General features: G+C 51.8%; 16 protein-coding genes. 7 read left to right on the top strand and 9 right to left on the bottom strand.

Features of this window, described 5'->3' with window-relative positions:
- Positions 1 to 60 precede the first annotated feature (60 nt).
- The 3 genes from BWM17_RS03525 to BWM17_RS03515 all read left to right on the top strand — a co-directional run bounded on the left by BWM17_RS03525 (position 61) and on the right by BWM17_RS03515 (position 3,996).
- Complete coding sequence (locus BWM17_RS03525) at positions 61 to 2,247, top strand: elongation factor EF-2 (RefSeq protein ID WP_309492542.1); 2,187 nt, start codon at positions 61 to 63, stop codon at positions 2,245 to 2,247.
- A 111-nt stretch (positions 2,248 to 2,358) separates the two neighbouring features.
- Positions 2,359 to 3,072 (top strand): ERCC4 domain-containing protein, encoded by a 714-nt coding sequence (locus BWM17_RS03520; protein WP_309492541.1) that lies wholly within the window; start codon positions 2,359 to 2,361, stop codon positions 3,070 to 3,072.
- 6 nt (positions 3,073 to 3,078) lie between these two features.
- Positions 3,079 to 3,996 carry an SPL family radical SAM protein gene (locus BWM17_RS03515; RefSeq protein WP_309492540.1) on the top strand — a complete coding sequence of 306 codons (918 nt, stop codon included), beginning with the start codon at positions 3,079 to 3,081 and terminating at the stop codon, positions 3,994 to 3,996.
- Positions 3,997 to 4,021: 25 nt separating this feature from the next.
- Here BWM17_RS03515 and BWM17_RS03510 read toward each other — a convergent pair whose 3' ends face one another.
- The 6 genes from BWM17_RS03510 to glmS form a co-directional block, all read right to left on the bottom strand.
- Positions 4,022 to 4,477 carry an Hsp20/alpha crystallin family protein gene (locus BWM17_RS03510; protein WP_309492539.1) on the bottom strand — a complete coding sequence of 152 codons (456 nt, stop codon included), beginning with the start codon at positions 4,475 to 4,477 and terminating at the stop codon, positions 4,022 to 4,024.
- 13 nt (positions 4,478 to 4,490) lie between these two features.
- A complete protein-coding gene (locus tag BWM17_RS03505) occupies positions 4,491 to 7,208 on the bottom strand; it encodes a UPF0182 family protein (RefSeq protein ID WP_309492538.1) in 2,718 nt (905 codons plus the stop codon).
- Positions 7,209 to 7,385: 177 nt separating this feature from the next.
- The gene (locus BWM17_RS03500; RefSeq protein ID WP_309492537.1) at positions 7,386 to 7,769 is read right to left on the bottom strand and encodes a hypothetical protein; all 384 of its coding nucleotides are present in this window, start codon (positions 7,767 to 7,769) and stop codon (positions 7,386 to 7,388) included.
- A gap of 23 nt (positions 7,770 to 7,792) precedes the next feature.
- Positions 7,793 to 7,975, bottom strand: a complete 183-nt coding sequence (locus BWM17_RS03495; protein ID WP_309492536.1) for a hypothetical protein — start codon at positions 7,973 to 7,975, stop codon at positions 7,793 to 7,795.
- 324 nt (positions 7,976 to 8,299) lie between these two features.
- Positions 8,300 to 9,319, bottom strand: coding sequence for a lysylphosphatidylglycerol synthase transmembrane domain-containing protein (locus BWM17_RS03490; RefSeq protein ID WP_309492535.1), 1,020 nt, complete (start codon positions 9,317 to 9,319; stop codon positions 8,300 to 8,302).
- A 201-nt stretch (positions 9,320 to 9,520) separates the two neighbouring features.
- On the bottom strand, positions 9,521 to 11,344 hold the full coding sequence (gene glmS / locus BWM17_RS03485) for a glutamine--fructose-6-phosphate transaminase (isomerizing) (RefSeq protein WP_309493716.1): 1,824 nt from the start codon (positions 11,342 to 11,344) through the stop codon (positions 9,521 to 9,523).
- 333 nt (positions 11,345 to 11,677) lie between these two features.
- Here glmS and BWM17_RS03480 point away from each other — a divergent pair, with 333 nt between their 5' ends.
- Positions 11,678 to 13,081 (top strand): hypothetical protein, encoded by a 1,404-nt coding sequence (locus tag BWM17_RS03480; protein ID WP_309492534.1) that lies wholly within the window; start codon positions 11,678 to 11,680, stop codon positions 13,079 to 13,081.
- A gap of 111 nt (positions 13,082 to 13,192) precedes the next feature.
- Positions 13,193 to 13,477: a hypothetical protein gene (locus tag BWM17_RS03475; protein WP_309492533.1), complete on the top strand. Its 285-nt coding sequence runs from the start codon at positions 13,193 to 13,195 to the stop codon at positions 13,475 to 13,477.
- Between the two features lie 15 nt (positions 13,478 to 13,492).
- Here BWM17_RS03475 and BWM17_RS03470 read toward each other — a convergent pair whose 3' ends face one another.
- Both BWM17_RS03470 and BWM17_RS03465 read right to left on the bottom strand, forming a co-directional pair.
- Positions 13,493 to 15,562 (bottom strand): SMC family ATPase, encoded by a 2,070-nt coding sequence (locus BWM17_RS03470; RefSeq protein ID WP_309492532.1) that lies wholly within the window; start codon positions 15,560 to 15,562, stop codon positions 13,493 to 13,495.
- Positions 15,543 to 16,775: a DNA repair exonuclease gene (locus BWM17_RS03465; RefSeq protein WP_309492531.1), complete on the bottom strand. Its 1,233-nt coding sequence runs from the start codon at positions 16,773 to 16,775 to the stop codon at positions 15,543 to 15,545. The genes BWM17_RS03470 and BWM17_RS03465 overlap by 20 nt, the downstream gene beginning before the upstream one ends.
- Before the next feature lie 144 nt (positions 16,776 to 16,919).
- Here BWM17_RS03465 and BWM17_RS03460 point away from each other — a divergent pair, with 144 nt between their 5' ends.
- On the top strand, positions 16,920 to 17,117 hold the full coding sequence (locus BWM17_RS03460; RefSeq protein ID WP_309492530.1) for a hypothetical protein: 198 nt from the start codon (positions 16,920 to 16,922) through the stop codon (positions 17,115 to 17,117).
- 152 nt (positions 17,118 to 17,269) lie between these two features.
- On the opposite strand, the gene BWM17_RS03455 is transcribed toward BWM17_RS03460, so the two are convergent.
- Entirely contained in the window at positions 17,270 to 17,680 is a 411-nt protein-coding gene (locus BWM17_RS03455) for a hypothetical protein (RefSeq protein WP_309492529.1), read from the bottom strand.
- Between BWM17_RS03455 and BWM17_RS03450 the strand changes: the two genes are divergently transcribed.
- Entirely contained in the window at positions 17,674 to 18,039 is a 366-nt protein-coding gene (locus BWM17_RS03450) for a hypothetical protein (protein WP_309492528.1), read from the top strand. The genes BWM17_RS03455 and BWM17_RS03450 overlap by 7 nt on opposite strands.
- Positions 18,040 to 18,080: the final 41 nt, after the last annotated feature.

Raw genomic sequence — 18,080 nt, 5'->3', positions numbered from 1 at the left:
CAACTTTTTAAAATTCGACGTTATGTGATAGCCGTAACGCTGACAGAAGGTTACTGGAAGTTGCCTAAGTTCAAGACCACAGGGGAAATCACCAAGATAGTCCAAAACCTAGAACAGGTGAGGAACGCCGGCATCATCGCCCACGTGGACCATGGGAAAACCACCCTCACCGACTCCCTCCTCTCCGCAGCCGGTCTGCTTTCCCCCTCGGTAGCTGGGCAGGCTTTAGCCCTTGACTACTTAGAAGAGGAACAGAAGAGGCAGATGACCATTAAAGCCGCTAACATCAGCCTCTATTATGAAATTGGAGACAGACCATATGTCATCAACCTCATCGACACCCCGGGGCATGTGGACTTTACGGGGAGAGTGACTAGGTCGCTGAGGGCTATCGATGGCTGCATGGTGGTAGTGGACGCCGTGGAGGAAGTCATGGTTCAAACCGAAACGGTAACAAGACAGTCTCTGGAAGAAAGAGTTAGGCCGATTCTCTTCATCAACAAGATAGACCGCCTCATTAAAGAGTTAAGGCTTACCCCTGCGCAGGTGCAGGAGAAGCTTACTAGAATTATTCGAGACTTCAACAATCTCATTGAAATCTACGCTGAACCTGAGTATAAGGACCGGTGGAAGGTGAATCTAGCAGCGGGGAACATTGCTTTCGGCTCGGCTAAGGACCGTTGGGGGCTGACCCTTCAGATGGTGCAGGAGAGGGGCATCAAGTTTTCAGACATTGTAGAATATTATCAGCAGGAGAGGGTTGGAGAACTTGTTAAGATAGCCCCCCTCCACGAGGCTGTGCTCCCCATGCTCATAAACCACGTTCCCCTCCCCCACGTAGCGCAGAAGTACCGGATACCTAAAATCTGGAAAGGCGACCCTGACAGTGAAGTAGGGCAGGCTATGATTAACTGCGACAGAGACGGCCCAGCCGTGATGTGCGTCACCAACGTGGTGGTAGACCCCCAAGCGGGGGTCGTGGCCACTGGGAGGCTTTTCTCAGGAGTCCTCAACACCGGCGACGTGGTTCACTTGGTAGGGGCCAAATCTGACTACCGGATTCAGCAGGTCTGTATCTACATGGGGCAATTCCGGGAGGTGGTGGGCAGTCTTCCCTGTGGAAACATCCCCGCCCTTTTGGGGTTGGAGAAGGCTAAGGCTGGGGAAACTGTCTCCACGTTTAAGGATGTAGTACCCTTCGAGGGGCTTCAATACATAAGTGAGCCTGTGGTAACAGTGGCTGTGGAGCCTAAGCACAGCAAAGATCTGCCTCGGCTGGTGGATTTTCTGAGAAAACTCTCCATCGAAGACCCTAACTTGGTGACCAAGATAAATGAGGAGACCGGTGAGTATCTGATCTCAGGCATGGGGCAGCTTCATTTGGAAATTGCTACCACATGGATTCAGAAAGCCGGCTTGGACATCATCACCTCTCAGCCCATCATTCTCTACAGGGAAAGTGTGAGGGAGAAAGGGCAGGTTTACGAGGGTAAGTCCCCCAACAAGCATAACAGGATCTTCGTCCAAGTGGAACCCTTGCAAACGGAGGTCATAGAGCTGATAAAGAAGGGGGAAATCTCCGACTACACCGACAAACATAGAATGGCTAAAACCCTCCGGGACCTAGGCTGGGACCCCGATGAGGCTAAGGGCGTTTGGAGAGTGGATGAGCACGGAAACATCCTAACCGATGTGACCAAGGGAATTCAAAGGCTGGATGTGGTTAAAGACTCCATCATCTCAGCCTTCAACTGGACTATGGAGGAAGGCCCCATCGCCCATGAGATCGTTCGAGGCGTCAAAGTCAGCCTTCAAGACGCCCAAATCCACGAGGACCCTGTTCACACAGGCCCAGCCCAGATCATGCCTGCCACTCGGAGGTCGCTCTACGCCAGCTTCCTTTCCGCCGATCCCGTGCTCCTCGAGCCCATTCTCAAAGTCACGGTGAAGGTTCCCTCCGAACATGTAGGAAACGTTACGAAGATCATTGCTGGGAGAAGAGGGCGGATCCTATCCATGGAGCAGAAAGAATATTTGATGTACGTGGTGGGCGAGATCCCTGCCTCCGAAACCTTCGACCTCTCCGAAGCCATGAGGGGCTCCACGGCGGGAAGAGCCTTCTGGGGAACAGAATTCTCCAGGTGGGAAAACGTGCCATCTTCGCTCATAGGGCAGATTATCAGGAACATCAGAAAACGGAAAGGACTGCCCCCTGAGCCGCCTAAGGTCAGCGATTTCATCGAATAAATTGAAGCGGGCACCTTACAATTTCTTTTAGAGGGAAGGTTTTTTAACTAACTGGGCTTTCTCAAACTTTGACTGAGCTGTCCTCTCATTTTATCCGGAGAATGAAACGGGTTGACGGAGATTAAGATAGTAGCCGACTACAGAGAAAAAGCCTCCGGGGTGCCCTTCCGGCTGGAAAGTCTCGGAGTCCACTTGGTCTACCGAAACCTGTCCGTGGGAGACTATGTGCTTTCAGACATCTACGCTGTGGAAAGAAAGAAAACCCACGACTTCTTCAGCTCCCTTTTCTCAGGCAGACTTTTCAACCAAGCTCAAAGGCTGGCTGAAGCCTATCAGGAGCCCATTTTCGTAGTGGAGGGAGACTTTCACGTCGCCTTGGAAAGCTTCCCGAATCCCCGCGCCCTCTGGGGCGCTTTGGCCTCCCTTTCCCTCCGCTTCGGAGGCCATTTGTTTTTCACAGCAGAAGAAGACCAAACAGCGGAACTGCTCTACGTCATAACGCGGCAACTGACCGCCCCCAGCTCCCGAGAGCCCGTGGTCAGGGAAAGGCGTAAAATTTCCAGCTTAGGCGAAGCCCAGCTGGCAGTAGCCTCTTCGCTGCCAAGGATTGGCATCAAGTTGGCTGACAGGATGCTCCGTAGATTCGGCACAGTTAGGAGGCTTTTTCAGGCTTCAAGCTTAGAGCTTTCTTCGGTGGAAGGGTTTGGAAGAAAAAGGGCGGAACGAGTAGCTACCGTGCTGGACTCTCCCTACAAGCCTCCGCCCTTCAAGGCAGCTAGGCAAAGGCTTCTTGAGGAGGAACAGGAAGCCGTCGAGGAGAGTTGAACGTTTTTGACTTCCCAGAAACTCAGCCGGTTTAAATCTCCCCTCCAAGCCTACTGTACCTGTCCTCCCAAATACAATGTGAACCCTTATCTTGGACGCTGCGCCCACGGATGTCTCTACTGTTACGCGGTGAAATTCCCATCCTTCCAAGGGCCCGTTAAACCTAGACATAACCTTCCAGCGTCCATCGGACGGATGGCGGAGCATACCAGCCCTAAGCTGTCTGTAATGCTCAGCGACTGCACCGACCCCTACCAGCCTGCGGAAAAAGACTACCGCATAACTAGAAAGTGCGTGGAGGCTCTAACCGGCCATGGTTTCCCTCTGCTCATCGTAACCAAGTCCGACCTTGTTCTGAGGGATACACGCCTCCTCAAACAGGCGGGGGCAGTGGTTTCCATAACCGTCACAACCATCAGAGACGAGGTGGCGAAGACCATCGAGCCCCATGCGCCGCCTCCCAGCCGGAGGCTGAAGGCCTTGGAAAAGCTGGCAGAAGAAGGAATCGCCACCACCGCACGGATAGACCCTCTCATCCCCGGCCTCAACGACAGCCTAGAAGATCTGAAGCAACTTACCACTGCCTTGAAGGAGGTAGGCGTTAAGCAAGTTACGGTTTCAAGCCTTAAACCTGTCAGAGGCTTCTTCTCAAGCTTGGAGGCAGTCGACCCTCAGCTCGCCCATAACCTGAGAAAGCTCTACTCTCAAGGAAAGGCGATCTTAGGCTACAGATACCTCCCGGAAGAGGTTAGATTTAGGCTGATTTCAAAAATCAGGGACCTCATCCTCACCCACGGGCTGAGGTTTGCCTCCTGCCGGGAAGCCTGCGAAAAGCTCAACACTGCGCCCTGTGACGGAACCGCCTTCTGCGCCAGCCCTAGGAGAACCAATCTTTTAGGGTGGGCTTCCCCTAGGGTAGGATAATTTACTGAAAATCCAGGCTTCCGTGTTATTTTTTCTTAAGCCTAACCTCAAGCACACCGTAGTTGTAGGTTGTTTCCGGTTTTTCCACATTTCTGGGAAGCTTCACCCGCTTGTGAAAGCCATGTCCGCCCGCTATTTCCAGCACACGCCCTTCCAGCTTAACCTTAACTTGGTCTTCCGGCCCTGGCACCTCGGCTACGAGGATCAGTTCTGAGTCACGGTCAATAAGGTCGTAGGCCCATTCTACCTGTTGTTGAACGGGAACGGCCAACCACTCTTCCTTCACTGTTTTCCGGAGCTCCCTTAACCAGTAGACTAAGAGGAAGACAGCTAAACCGGCTAGAACGATTCCCAGAAGCCCCCTTTGCACGCGGATGATGAGTATGAGGAGGAAGCCGATGACGATGAGGCCTAGGAGGAGAATAGCCGCTGAGATGAGGTCTTCATTCGGAGGCTTCCTTTGCACGGTCACCTCCCCCACCTTTAGAATGCATTTAACTTAGACGTTCAAGTATTTGCCGCCATACATCTTGGAACTGCTCGAAACGCTCTCCAGCTTCCCGATACTTACCCTCCGCCCAAAGCTCTAAATAGGCTTCCAGATGCGTGTCCGCCTTCCGGATCAGCTCGTTCAAGGTTAGCTCTGCCTCAGCAGATGGTACACCAGGCTCTTGAACGCCTTGAACACCCGTCAACTGGATTAGAAAAGCTTTGAAAGCCTCTTCGGGAGTGGAGCCAAGGCCCACGTAATATTCCCCTGTGAAAGCAGCTCCCACAGCAGCCACCACCCCGAGTTCCGTGACAACGCCTCCTGCGCCCGCCGTGTAAACTGGGATGAAATAGACGTCATGTTCCCCTACCCTGTAGAGGATATTGTCCCCTATCCGCGGCTGCCGTAGCAAAGTTTTCAACTGAGCAAATTCGGAATTTTTTTCCAAAGCCTCCAGCACAGCCGTTGGGCCGAGCAGTTTCGTCGGCGACTTGATGTCTACCTCGTAGAAGTTCATCTCACCGAAATGGTCGTAGTCATTACGGACAATCATGTAGCCGGCTAGGTTGCGGCCTAGCGCACCTCGAAGTTCGAGAGATAGGAGGCCGACGTACTCAGGCTGCTGGAAGTCCGGAGGTTGAGCTATGATATAGTAGGTGTTCAATCCTTGAGGTACCTCGAAGAATTCCTTTGCCACGATGAAGGTAGCGGGGTCGGTAACGTGGTAGTAATTGTACATTCCAACTCGCCACTCAAACAACTCCTCAGGGTACCTCATCTGGTACATGAGCCAGTCAGGCACCTCGGTGGTGACGTGGTCGCTGTAGACGGTTTTAAACAGCTCACTGAAATAGTCGTCACCCAACACGAGCAACTGAATGTTTCCATCGTAGATGTCCACAAGGGCGTAGCCGACCAGCCTCATAAAAGGATTACCGACACTCCAAGGCACATCCTTTGTATTGAGCGCCACGATCAACGGCATCAGATAATATGTGCGCTCACCATCGGTTACCGGCAGCATGTCTAACCGCCGCCCCTCAAACTGATACTGGAAATAGGGGAACAGCAGACTCACTCTGTCGAAAACATCTTTGTACCTCATCACGTGAACTGTCTCATCCCCAAAAGCCAGAAGGAAGTTTAATTCAAAAATCCAGCTCAAAGGCGGCGGAAGGTCTAGGCCGCCAGCTCCATCATAAAAGTGGCCTAACAGTTCATCGCTTCGCTCGCGGTCCACAGGATAAGCAGCCCATGTCTCCTCGAAGAGACCGCCTTCACCGTAGTAGATTTTCCGCTGCTTGAAGAAGTCGCCTGAATCAACAATCCTACCTTCTTGAGCATCCAAAATCAGAAAACCTGCGGGCACATGCGTGTAGACTAGGTGCTCCGCATACCACCTGTCTCCGGGGCGAACTGTTTCAGGTAGGATAGGCTTCATGGAGGCGCTCCAATAGAGGGTTCCGTTGAAACGGAGGATATCGGAGTCTTGGTAGTCCACGTAGGGGATGAGCCCTATCTCAGGCTTCAGTTTAGCGAAAGCCGCTCCCCAATCCCACAGGCGAACTTTACTTAAGAGCTTCTGATTCTCTGCCCCATAGGCATCGATGGCCTCTCTCGGTATGGGGGTGATGCTGAAATTGTAAGGAATCTCCCTCACCTCATCCAGTTCCGCCAAGTAACGGTTTACCCCTATCTGCTGCGCTGTGTAAGGGCCGAGCCATTCGACTTTTTTGGCGTCGGCTATGTTGTTGTTGACAGCCATAACTGAGCCTACGACGAGGACTATCAAAAGCACAGCTACAAATCGGGTGAGAATACGGCGGCGCGCGAGAATGAAAAGCCCTTTTCCTTTAACTAGATCTAGGTAGCTGAAGAAGGCGAAAAGAGTTCCAGCCGCCGCCAATCCGGCGATAGCATACTTGGTATTGTAATCTATAAAAGACGGAAAAAAGGAATTGAACATCGCCCAGAAAAGAGCTAAAGCGATTAAGCCTTCAATAATGCCGATGCGCCATCCCCATTGCCGAGTCTCCCCGCCTAGCTCAGCAGCCGTCGGCATCAGAACTCGAACCATCTGCGTTGCACCGACAAGGATGGTAAGCCGGGCGCCTATGGCGCCGAGAATCGGTGTAACAATAAGGGTCAAAGCCGGCATGAGGGGAATAACTTTTGCTTGCGCGTAGGCTTGGTCAGGAGGGGGGTTAACAAAGGGAAGACTGAAGATTCCCCAAATTTGGCCGAGACCGGGATTCCACCCCTGAGCCATGGCATATATGGACAGGCCGAAGAGAAGGTTTCCGAAAACCAGCATCCCCAAGATGGCCTTGGTAGCCTGCCAAGCGGCGAAGTTGAAGGGAGTCATCCTAAAAGTTTTAAAGTCAAAATAGTCGGCTGGAACACCCTCCACGACTCCCCGTTGACGCAGAACTCTCACGAGAAGCCTAAGAGCCCACCATGTAAGGGACCTCCTGTTTCGAAAGTCCACCCGAACGAGGGCCACAGCTGCAAGGACCAGCCCGCCTATAAGGGTGAAATAGATGGGGCGTAGGTAGAGGGCACCGAATTCCATGATGTTCAAGAAAAACCAAACTACGTCGCTCATGGCAGCCAAAATGGCGAAGAGAACTACAACGCCTACAAGCATCCAACGCAATTGCCTTCGATAACGCTCCACAAAAGCTCTTGAAACCGTCGGCTCTCCGGGAAAATCATCAACCATCTGTGAAGGCCTTTTAACGTTTGATATGCATGCTTGATTAATAAGTGTTTACTACAGGCTAAACTTTACGGCTCTCAAAGATTTGAGAAATGCCGCCTTACCGGAGCTAGAGGAACTTCGGGTAATGGGATAGAATCAGAAATGAGGGGAAAGAGGCTGGAAATGCCTGAAAAAGGCCTATTTTAATTCTTTGAGCATCTCGATGAGCTTGCCCAAGCTTTTGACTTCGATGGCCTTGGTGAACGTTAGCCACCGTGTGAAACGAGGATTCGCTCCTGCGCCCAGCTTTAACACGGCTATACCCTTGTGAGATATTGTTATTGTAAGTCCGTCTTCTCTCAGTTTTTCAGCAAATTTCCTCTGCTCCCTGAGCATTTTAATAATGGACTTCTTCTCAGGTTTAACCCCTATTTTTAGCAAATTTTCTAAGAAACTCGCCTCTTCAAGGTTGAGGGTGAACTCTTGTCCTTCTATCTCCAACTCAACAATTTTCTTTCCGTTTTTGAAGAGGCTGACTTCTCCCGATTTCACAAACTGAGTAAGCCATGCCGGTATTCGCATGGAGCCCATCGGCCGGGCGGCTGTTAACTTTTTTCTTTGGCGTAGTATCTGATGTTCAGCGCAATAGTGCCTGTTAGCTTGGATTTCAAGCCGGCGAATTCCAATGTCAAGTCTTTGAAGATCAGTTCTAGGTCAGACTCTTTCCCGGCCAGTTTTTCGATGATCTGAACGCAGGCATCCGCAAAACTATCATTTTTTTCTTTCATAAAGCCATCCACACAGTCTTACCTAAAGAGAAACATGTATAAAATATAAAGCTTTATCTGGGCTGTTTTTTGAAGGCTTGCACCATGTTTTCAAACTCTTTTGTATATAGGTCCTTCCGCTCTCTCGTCGATGTTAGGGTTTAGTCGTCGTAGCATTTGTGGATTCTTTCCGATAGGCGGCTAACCTTTGAGAGACAGATTATCTCAGTATTTTGCCATAACTCTTTCAATAATCTTCCTTGCATTCGCTCGTTTCATCCCCACAGCAGCCCACCCCACCTTCCCAGCGCACCGATACGCCTATCCCCGCTTCACGTTCTTTGGTCACCGCTGAGTTGGACGGATTCGCAGAAGTTCCTGAAAGGATACTCCTAACCAAACCAAGCCTAAGAAGCCTACAGCCATCTGGACTACGATCCCCAATAGGTGGCTGACGATCGCCATTGCCAGCAAAAGATCTAACCGGGTTAAACCCAAACCTACGAACACAACACTCCAGAAAAACTCGTAACTGCCCACGTATCCGGGGGCTGCTGGGAGGGCGTAGGTGATCATCATAAACGAAAAGCCGAGGAGGATAACCGTCCACGGAACCGTGTAGTTGAAAGCTTTGAAAACAAAGTAAAATGCCAAAAACTGCGACAGCCACAGCACCCAAGTTAAGGCTAGAGCTGAAAGAAGCAGTCTTGGATTCTGGGCGACTGGCCTGGCTCCCTTAACAAGAGAGCCTACGTAGCCTAGGATTTTTTCCCTCCATTTTGCAGGGAAACGGATGGCGGAGAGTATGTGAGAGACGCCGGCGATTATCTTGCTTTCAGCCCTTGTCCCAGCTAGTAGGATTATCAAGGTTGCCGCCACCACCAGCACCACCACTCTTAGGGTGTCGAAAATCCATGCGGGCAGGCTCATTTTGGGCAGGAGAACTAACGCCAACGCTCCTAGCATTACGATTCCAAACAGGTCCAGTATCCTTTCAATGATGATGGAGGAAGCGCCTTCGAAGAAGCCTGTTTTCTCCTTTCGGTCCAGCAGTACCGCTCTCACCAGTTCTCCCAGCCTGATGGGGATCAAGGTGTTGACCAAGTAGCCTATGGCAGTGATCCAGAAAACATTGGAAAGCTTGACGGGATTTTTCACCGGAGTTAGGATCATTCTCCAACGCCACGCCCGAACCAGATAGAAAGGCAAGAGCATGGAGGCGGACACTGCTAACCATGCAGGGGAGGCTTTCTCCATCGACAGCCAAAGCCTATCCACTCCGACGAACCAAAGCATTCCCGCAAAGAGAATGACACCGATGGAGGAGGAGAGAATAAGCCTCGCAGCATTTCCCTTAACCTTCAAAATGAAGCACCTTAAGCTTTTAGGATAGTCTTCTGTAAACAAATTAATTAATATGTTTAGTGCATTTGTTAGAACTTGAACATTCTCTTTCTGCTTACTGCGCAGAAAAACTTGATTTACATTTGATTCTACTCGCAGTCCCGGCCGGGAAGCACCCGCAGAAACCTAGTGAGCTGCGAACAGGCCACCGAATTCAGTAGGCTATAAAACTGTCACGGATTTTGCCAAGTTTCTGGGCTTATCTGGGTCTAGACCCTTTTCAACAGCCATGTGGTAAGCGAACAGTTGGAGAGGAACCACGTAGACGATGGGAGTGAGGATGCCGGGGATGTCCGGCGGCAGGGCTACGTATTCGTCGCTCAGCCTCCTCAGCTTCTCGTCATCCCTCGCTCCGAGAATGATGGCCTCAGCTCCTCGTGCCTTCATCTCCATGATGTTCCCCTCCATCAATTTGTTGGTTCCATCATCCGGCGCGATGAAAACCGCTGGAACTCCTTTCTCTACGAGGGATATAGGCCCGTGTTTGCTCTCTCCAGCAGGGAGAGCTGTGGAGGGCGTGCAAGCGATCTCCGACAGCTTCAGCCTAGCTTCCAAGGCTGTGGCTGTGTTCAGGCCTCTTGCGAGGAAGAAGAAATGTTTTCTGCTCAGATATTTTCTCGCCAGCTTTTTCATCCGCTCATCATGCTCTCTCAGGGCCTGTTCAACCAGTTCCGGCGTTTTTTTGAATGCATCTAGGTAGTAGTCTACTTCAGACTGGGAGAGCTTCCCCCTTTTCTTCCCTAGGTAGAGGGCGAGTTGCATGTGAGTGAGCAACTGGGAAGCGTAGGTTTTAGTCGCCGCGACTCCAAGCTCCGGGCCGGATTGCTGGAGGAGGTAGGCTCTTGTAACCCTAGTGAGCGTCGAGCCGAGCACATTGGTTATTCCCAAGACCGTCGCAGCCTTCGCCTTCACATACTCAGCCGCCCGTAAAACATCCGCTGTTTCTCCCGACTGAGAAACGAGGAGGACTGTGGAGTCTACGTTCACCGACCGCCCATACTGCTCGACGAACTCGCTGGCCACCACTGGTATGGCTGTGAGGGCCGCCAACTCCGAGTAAATATAACTGGCTGCAACACAGGAATGGTAGGAGGTCCCGGCTGCAACCAAGTAGACCGTCTTAGACCTGTCGAGAAGCTCGGCCATAAGTTCCAGATAAGGCTTTTGAAGATTCAAAGCGTAGTGAAGAGATCTGGACTGTTCGAAGATTTCTTTGAGCATGAAATGGGGAAAACCCTCCTTAGAGGCCTCTTCCAAAGTCCACTCGAGCCTGATGGGTTTCTTCAGCACAGCCTTCCCGTCGGCGGTTCTGAAAACCGAGTAGGCGGAGGAAGTAAGTTCAGCCATTTCCCCAGAATCCAAGGGAACTGCATCTTGAGTGTGGTCGATGAACGCCACAGCGTCGGATGATGCGAAGTTTCCCTCGTCGGAGAGCCCTAGGAGCAGAGGGCTGTCCTTGCGGAGGAGCATAATCCGGCTAGGCTCCACCGTCGAGATGACGGCCAAAGCATAGGACCCCTCCAGCCTCCTAGAAGCGTGAAGACAAGCGTCCCGAAAACTGATTCCTTGGAGGAGGTACTCCTCCACCAAATGGGCGACGACCTCCGTGTCTGTCTTCGAAATAAAGTGGTGCCCCTTATCCAGAAGCTCCTTTTTCAACTCCGCGAAGTTCTCGATGATGCCGTTGTGCACAACGGCTACGCTGCCTTTGCAGTCGGTGTGAGGATGAGCGTTAACCTGTACGGGTGCACCGTGGGTAGCCCACCGGTTGTGGGCTATGCCCAGAGAGCCGGGGAGGCTGCCGAAGTCGAGCCGCCGGTCGACTTCGTTGATTTTTCCTGCGTCTTTTTTCACGAAGAGTCTGCCGTTGTGTATGGTTGCGATTCCCGCTGAGTCGTAGCCTCCGTACTCCAGCCTCTTTAAACCTGCGGTGAGGATGGGGGAAGCCTTGCCGCCTTTTAGGATCGCAGCGAATATTCTGCACATACAACCCACTGGGTGTTAGCTTTCGAGAGTTAAGCATAAACTTGTCTTTAAGAGAGTAAGCGGCCTCCTTTATCTAGGAGGTGATTTGGAGGCCTTATTAAGTTTATCACAGGAAAGACCACCTGCATATAGTATTATTTAGAAGTTCACCCAGTTTAAGTTCAGTTATAGGAATGCGTACATTCAAGGGTGGACATAAATTTTAAATAGTCAATTGGCCGAAATAAACAGAGTCAGATAGGGGGAACATTTTTTATTCAATTGTGATGGGCGATGGGTGTTTTCTCGAGAATAAAGGCTAGTAAAACTCTTACTAGCTTACTCATCACATTAGTGATAGTATCCCTTCTCCTCTATCTCCCATCCCAAACCGCCAGAGCCATCACCGTAACCACCACGGGCTTGGACGGTCAAATCTACACACAAGGCGACTTGGCTACTTTCACCGTCACCGTCACCATCGAAACAGGAGAACGGACACCCCTCTACCCAGCCATCTACTTGGATGATGGCAGTGGATCGTGGAGCATCTACGGCTTCTGGTATGCAAATGGGACGCTGGGCCCCCAGTCTCCTTCCGGCCTCCTATACAGCGTAACTGTTTCACCGACAGGTGGTCCTACAGGCTATGAATACGGCAACCTCACCAGCTACGGGTACGGTTGGTTGCCTCCCGGATTTACAGGAATGGGATACGGTTACGGGTACATAGGCTTCGGATATGGTTATCCCGGCCCTCAGACCATCACCTACACTGTCACCATAAATACGGCTGTTCTAAGCCCGGGCACTTATCAGACAAGAGTGGAAGTGTGGACAGAGCCATGGGATACCATAACTACCACTAAGTTTTCTCCTGGAGTGCTCACTTTCACCGTTAACCCCACGCCAACCCCAACCCCGGCACCCCTCCCCAGCGCGCCTACTCTGATTCTACCGGGAGTACCTCCTCCCTCACCCGCTGAAATTGAAGAGGCCCCCGAAGAGGCGGCCACACGCCTCCTGCAAGCTCTGCCGTCGGATTCAGCTGAAGTTTTGATTGAGGTGTCGATAGAGGCTGCGGCGGAGGCTGTGACGGCTATGGCTGAACAGACCGTCGTAGGAACGGCGAGAGTTGTGGTGGAGATGGCGGCGGTTAACTTAAGAGCTACAGCTCAGATTTTGGAAACAATTCTTCCAGGCACTGCTGCACGTATCCTCGAGGCTCCGATTGTAAGCGTGGATCTCGTAGCCTCTATCTTGGATGAAATAGTGAGACTTCCGTCCACTCCCGAGGACGCTGCAGCCATCGTGGAAGTCATGGAGACGCAGAGAGCTACTTTGGCTATTGAGCGTCTGATCCAGCTTGGCAAAGCTTTGAGTGTTGCGAAGATCTACGAACACCTCAGCGTCCAGAAATTGGTTAACATATCCCGAGGCTTGTCTGTTACCGCCTTGGACACGTTGAAAGCATACTTGTCTCCGGAAATCGTAGACATACTGGTGGAAAGAGGGATTATATTCGTGCCGACCCCAACACCGACACCGACTCCTACGCCTACTCCAACACCGACGCCGACCCCAACACCGACACCGACTCCTACGCCTACTCCAACACCCACGCCGACCCCAACACCGACACCAACACCCACGCCTGTTCCGGTGGTTCAGAGGCTCATGCCGGTTGTTGCTTTGATAGTGGCGGTTGTGGTCGTCGTGGCTTTGGTTGTGTATTACGTGCGTCGAGGGAGGAAGTAAATTAGATCATCCGGGGGCCTATTAGCGCATAGGAGTCGATGATGGTCGCAATTGAAGGTAAAGGTTATATATTGTTTCCGAACATGAGATTTTGTTTGAGGCTGTATCACATTGGCTTTGAGTGATAGGGCTTTAGGCGGTATTCTCCTAGTTGGAAGTCTTTTGGCATTAGCGGTCTACCTCTACGCCCTAGCAGCGGGGCCTTGGACTTGGTGGCTGGCCGTCACCGTGGTCATGGTCATCCTGGTCGGCGCTCTATGTCTCATCCTAGCGTGGATAGGCTACACCCTCCTCACCACGCCTGCCCCTGCACCGCCCACCATCGAAACGCCTCCAGCCTCCGAGACACCGAGTGCCTCCACTTCAGCTCAAACCGAGGAGAAGAAAGAAGGCTGAAAAAAAGGCCGTCTCCTAGACTTTTTCCACCCGGCTTACGCCGTCTCTTTTCTCTACTAAAATTCTCGTCGAGGCTGCTTGGGCGAGACGTTCTGAGTGGGTTACGACGATGATCTGCCTGACGTTTTTCAGGTTGGATATAGCCTCCGCCAAGGCTTCGATGCTTCGGTCCTCCTCCCCCAGCGCCTCGGTGGGCTCGTCGAGGATGAGCAGCTCCAAGCTTTGCCCTGTCCGGGCTTCGGTGATGAGTTGGCCTAGGCCCACCCTGTAGGCTAGAGACAGCCAAGTTCGCTCTCCCCCGGAAAGGTGGTGAACGCCTCGCCGGAAGCCTGAAGCCTCCACGAGGAAGGGAGTGTATTCTTCGTCGATTTCGATGCTGAGGCTTCTAGCCGCCTCCACGGTAAGGCTGTCCATCACCGACTGCATAGCATGTCTCAGGCTTTCCACGTACAGCCTCCGGAGAAGGGGGACTACCTCCCGGTAGGCGTGTCTCAGCTCCTCAACGGCGGCGGCTAGGTTTTCAGCCTTCCTCTTTTGAGCTTGTTTCTGTTCAGCGTTCTTGATCCTCTCCTCCAGCAAGCTTAGGCTGGAGTTTTTTTCTTGGATCATTTTCTCCTGAAACTGGATGGACTGCAGAAGCCTTTCCCGTCTCAGGCGGCTTTCCTCTCTGAGCTTCCTAGCCGACTCCAAGACTTCAACCCGGAATTCTCCTATCTGGGCGTCGACTTCCCGCAGGCGTTGGGCTAGTTTTTCGCGGCTTTTCTCTTTCTCAGCTATTTCTCTTTTCAGCTGGGTGGAGGTTTGCTGTTTTTCAGAGAGCTCAGCCTCAGCGTTGGCGATCTCCACCCTCAAGATTTCAAGTTTATTCTTGGCCGCGGTGAGGGTTTGGAGTTTTCGCCCCGCCTCCTCCAACTTTCCGGTGAGTTCCCTCATCTTTCGTAGGTTTTGTTCTTCCTCTTCTCTCAGCTGGAAGCTCAGCCTTTCCTTGTGGGTTTTGCCGATTTTTCTACGGCAGGTGGGACAGATTTTTTCGGCCTCGATTCTCTCACGGGCCTGACGGCTTTCCTCCACAGCGGCCCTTGTCTGAGCTAGCGTGTTTCTCAGCTCTCCGACATCGCTCTCCAGTTTTTCTATGATGGTAGGCAGCTCATCTCCAGAGTTCACCGTCATCCCCAGCAGGGAGCTGGAAGCGGTGAGAACTCCCCCTTCCTGGACTCTCAGCTGTTGAAGTTTTTCCCCGCTTTTAGCTGAGGCTTCTTCGACGCGACTGTGTTCCTCTTCAAGCCTCCGGATGGCTGCCTCCGTTTCGGCTATCTGTGCCTGAAGCCCGGATCTTTCCTCCTTCAGCTTGTTCACTCTTTTTTCCAAGTCTTCGAGGTCTCTCAGCTGGCGTTCAGCTTCCAGAAGCCTCTTCTCCGCTTCGGCCAGTTCGACTTTAGAGGTTTCTAGCTCCACTTGGAGTTTGATAGTTTCGGAGAGGGTGTCTTCGTACTGTTTTTTCAGGTCGGCTAGGTGGCGGAGGTCAGGGTCGCTTTCTAAGTTCCTTCGAACGCCTTCGTACTCTTTCTGGTAGGGGAAAAGATTCTCCCAAGCCTTCTGAAAGCTTGAAAGCCCGAAGAACTCGTCCAGAGTCTTCTGCCTATCCCCAGGGCGCATATTGAGGATTTCTTTCAGCTTCTCCTGCTGGATCCACACGAATTCCTCGAACATGTTTTTGCTGATGCCTGTGATGGCGGTGAGCTGCTCTTGGACGGCTGCATGTTTTCCCCAAGCGATTTTCTTCCCCTCCTCCAAGAGCACCAGCTTGTCGAAGTCTTGGAGGATTCGGTCTCTCTCCCTCTTCAAGCCTCGGAAGATGGAGTATTTTTTACCCTCGTGCTCGAACTGAACTCCAACTTGGCCCCAGGTTTTGTCCTCTCTTAAAAGGTAGTCGTAGCTTCGGTGGAGAGGCTCGCCGAAGAGGGCGAAGTGGAGCGCCATGAGGAGGGAGGTTTTCCCGCAGCCGACTCCGCCCACTATGCAGTTGAAGCCCTCCCCAAAGGTCGCTTGGGAGTCTAGGTGGGATCTAAGGTTTTGAACCCTCATCTTTTGCAGGAAAACCTTCCACCGCCTCCTCCAGCAGGGTTTTCACCTTCCCCTCCTCCCCTTGGATGAGGGGGTCCAGCAGCTCCAAGGCTATCTTGGCCATCTTCACGTCGACGCCTCCAGGATAACGGTGTCTGAAATACTCGAAGAGATAACGGTAAGCCAAGGTTTTCAGCTCTCTAGCTTCTTTAAGCCGGAAGACATCTTCTTCCGCCAGCTCCGCCTCCGTCATCTGGTTCAGGACCATGGTGTGAAGGGCTTTGGGGGCTGAAGACCTGATGCCGTGGACGTCCACCTCACTTTTTCTGTAGCCGGGGGGAAGCTGCCCCTTCAGCAGGAAGACCACCACCGCCCCTTCGCTGTCTAGGCTTGCGAGGAGGTTTGAAGACTCTTGGAAGACAGCCTTAGGGGTCATGCCGCTGTAGTCACGCTCCTCCACGATGAACCTCCTCGCCTTTTCGACGCTGATTCTCTCAACCCGAGGAACGGCATCGGGAGCCTCGACCCTCACATGGTAGAAGCCCTTCTCCACAGCGGCCTCCGAGTAGTCTGTGGTTTCCAAGCAACCGGGATAGGCGAGGAGGCCTCCCTTAAATTCAAGGCGTTTAGGCTCGTGGATGTGGCCTCCGGCATAGTACTGGAATCCTGAGGGAAGATGGTCCACCCGAATGTCCGGCTTAAAGTAGGGGGGCGAATACCGGGGATCGTCTAAGGCTCCGTGGAAGACTAGGATGTTGAAGGCAGAGGGCTCCGGCTTCGGGGGTTTATCCTTCAGGTAGGAGGGAAACTTTCCATCAGCCTCCATCAGGCTGCGGGAGCCGGGAAGCCCGTAGATGTAGTAGTCCTCTCCCCTGAAGGCGCTTCCCTCCAGCCTTGGCAGATAGCAGATGAGCCCTGCGTTGTGCAGGGGGGTGAGCACCGTTCCCGTCATGACGTTGGGCTCCATGTCGTGGGAGCCGTCGGTGGCAAAGACCTTGACCCCCGCTTCCCTGAGCCGCCTCAGCTCCCGGACGGCGGTGGCTAAGGTTTGGTTGCTGGGTCGGGGGCTGTCGAAGATATCACCGGCTAGGATGGCGAAGTCAGGTTTGAGCTCTAAGGTTCTGTCCACCGCCTCCACGAAGACCCGGCTGAAGTCTTCCCTGCGCTCAGGCAGATTATATTGGGTGTAGCCTAGGTGAAGGTCGGCTAGGTGAACAAAGCTCAGGGACTTCAATTCTTCCCTCTCTTCTTAATGTTTACCGCCAAAAGTTTTAGAGCTTTCTAATGACCGGTTCTATTGTGGATATGCTTACTGATTTTAAAGGAAATAAAAAAAGTTTTTAGTGGATATGCTTATTCCTTCCCCCGTAAGGGCTTAATGGCCGTTGAGGCTAAAGTCTCAGAACTAGAAAGAAAGGTTGACATTCTCTCAAGAGCTCTCTATTTAATTCTGTTTGAGGAAAACGAAATTCTCTCCAAGAAGGAGCTCGACGAGCTGAGGACACGGCTGAACGAGTATTTAGAGGGAAGGAAGAGCAAATTCATACCTCTCCGAGAGTTGCTGGATAATGTTTAAGGTTAATTTCGAAGCTGAGGGAGTGGTTGTGCTCAGAGTTGGTAAGCGCGGGAAATTTTATAGTTAGGATAGACTTTTTCGCTCTTATTTGGATTTTGATGCCTATTAGATGTAATGTTCGACTCGGTTTGCCTGATCAAAATGATTATCTCTTACCGGTCAGAATGGGAGCTTAATGTTTTTATGCCGTCTTCTCTTTTATGTAGTACACCTTTTGGATCTTTGAGCACTAGAGCCACCTCCCATACTATAAGAGCCGTGATCACTAGGACTATGCCAAGAACCGTGGCTTCTGTTGTTAGTTCAAGGAACTCTCCCCCCTCCATGAGGTAGCCCCCTACGTGGTCGACTAAGACCATTATTGTTGTACCCCAAAATATTAGACTGAGGAACTTAAGCATGTATACATCGTTTTCGGCCTTAGAATACCATAAGGCTGTGACGATTGTTGCCGCAAACGCTAGAATTACAAGCCACATAACCTCACCCTCCGATAAACTTATAAGGCTAAAAAGTATTATTATATTTTTCGTTAGTAATACTGGAGGAATCGACGTTGGCATGCTTCCTAGTCCCTATGGTTCTAGCAATTATAACAACGATTATACAGAAGGCATCTGGCAGACTGGCTACAAGGTTGAAGTTAACTTTCCTGAATACACTGCTGTGGGGCGGAGTAATGCTGCTGGCGGTTGAGCATGTCTGGCACGGTGAAGTGGTTCCGTGGCCTCCATTCCTAACCGCTATGGCCAACCCGATCAACATACCCGTAATGCTCTATGAAATGGCTACCATAGGCACAACCATGTCTGTAGTCATAGTCCTCACATGGACCATAACCCTTACACTAATTCGAGTAATGCCGAAAATAGTTACATTCAAAGAGTTGGAGCAAGTTAAGAAGCCACTAACTCAACTCTAACGGCAATCTCAGACTCCAATAAAACATCAATTCCACTTTTC

It is taken from the genome of Candidatus Hecatella orcuttiae, from assembly GCF_002009985.1.
In the GTDB taxonomy this organism is placed as follows: domain Archaea; phylum Thermoproteota; class Bathyarchaeia; order Hecatellales; family Hecatellaceae; genus Hecatella; species Hecatella orcuttiae.
This window is presented reverse-complemented; position numbering and strand designations above follow the sequence as displayed.

Coding starts and splice junctions, on each gene's coding strand:
- BWM17_RS03455 (WP_309492529.1), bottom strand. CDS start 17,680: ATGCCAACGTCGATTCCTCCAGTATTACTAACGAAAAATATAATAATA.
- BWM17_RS03460 (WP_309492530.1), top strand. CDS start 16,920: ATGGCCGTTGAGGCTAAAGTCTCAGAACTAGAAAGAAAGGTTGACATT.
- BWM17_RS03500 (WP_309492537.1), bottom strand. CDS start 7,769: ATGCGAATACCGGCATGGCTTACTCAGTTTGTGAAATCGGGAGAAGTC.
- BWM17_RS03505 (WP_309492538.1), bottom strand. CDS start 7,208: ATGGTTGATGATTTTCCCGGAGAGCCGACGGTTTCAAGAGCTTTTGTG.
- glmS (WP_309493716.1), bottom strand. CDS start 11,344: ATGTGCAGAATATTCGCTGCGATCCTAAAAGGCGGCAAGGCTTCCCCC.
- BWM17_RS03470 (WP_309492532.1), bottom strand. CDS start 15,562: ATGAGGGTTCAAAACCTTAGATCCCACCTAGACTCCCAAGCGACCTTT.
- BWM17_RS03495 (WP_309492536.1), bottom strand. CDS start 7,975: ATGAAAGAAAAAAATGATAGTTTTGCGGATGCCTGCGTTCAGATCATC.